Genomic DNA, 1,113 nt, shown 5'->3' with positions numbered 1-1,113 from the left:
GCTGCCGCTTCGACGCCAAACGCTCCCTGCTGCTCAACTACCTGCCGGCGGCGGAGGCCCACGGCGCGGAGATCCGCCCGCTGCACGAGGTGCAGACCCTCACCCCGTCGCCGATGTCCGGCTATCGCTACGCCGTCGGCTACACCGTCCTGGACCCCGACGACTACAGCTGCAGCACGCAGGCCGGCGTCATCCACGCCAAGGTCGTCGTCCTCGCCGCCGGTGCCGTGGGCACACCCGTGATCCTCCAGCGCTCCGCTCTCCTCCTCGGAGGCATCCCGGACGCTGTCGGGCGCTACTTCTCCGGCAACGGCGACCGCGTCAGTGTCGCGGACATCGTCGAGGACAAGGCGCGTTCACTGCTGGAGCTGTCACGTCCCGACGGTTCCGCCTACCGCGGGCTGCCCGTGGGCCGGCCCATCACCGCCGCCACCTACGACCATCTGGACCCCACCGCCCCGGAGTACAGCCGTTTCACCCTCCAGCAGATCTACTTCCCCCCGCTGACCAACCTGCTGGCCCAGTCCGCCGGGTCACCTGCATGGTTCGGCATCGAGAAGCGGAACATGCGGGCCCGGTGGCGCTCCTGGCTCACCCTGCTGGCCATGACCGAGGACGACAACGAAGGCACCTTCGGTATCGTCCCGCTCACCGGCAGCTTCACCCGGCTGGCACCAGGGCTCGGACAGGGCACCATGACCTACCACCCCACCTCCCGGACCCGTCGGGCATGGGACCGGGCCGACACCGCGCTGCGGGAGATCATGGAGAAGGACGGCCTTTCCCGGGTCCGTCCGTGGAGCGAGGACGTAGCCGGCACTGTCACGGCCCATCCGCTCGGCTCCGCGCGGATCGGCGACGATCCAGCCACCAGCGCGCTCACCGACGGCCATGAACTACGCGGTCACAGCGGACTGTTCGTCACCGACGGCGCCGCGGTCCCCACCTCCCTCACCGTCAACCCCTCCCTGACCATCGCGGCCCTCGCCGAACGCGCCGTCGCCACGATCACCACCCGTGCCGCTGCCGCCGGGGTCGCGCTGCGCCGCGATGTTCCGCTGCCCGGCCGCTGACGGGCCGGTGGAACGAGGCGGAACGAAATGGAACGCCGCA

General features: G+C 70.5%; 1 protein-coding gene. It reads left to right on the top strand.

The window, feature by feature from the left end:
- Positions 1-1,073: GMC oxidoreductase (locus ACWEBX_RS41305; protein WP_451889801.1), on the top strand; the 1,073-nt coding region annotated here is incomplete at its 5' end.
- Positions 1,074-1,113: the final 40 nt, after the last annotated feature.

Source organism: Streptomyces sp. NPDC005070 (assembly GCF_053600395.1).
This window is presented reverse-complemented; position numbering and strand designations above follow the sequence as displayed.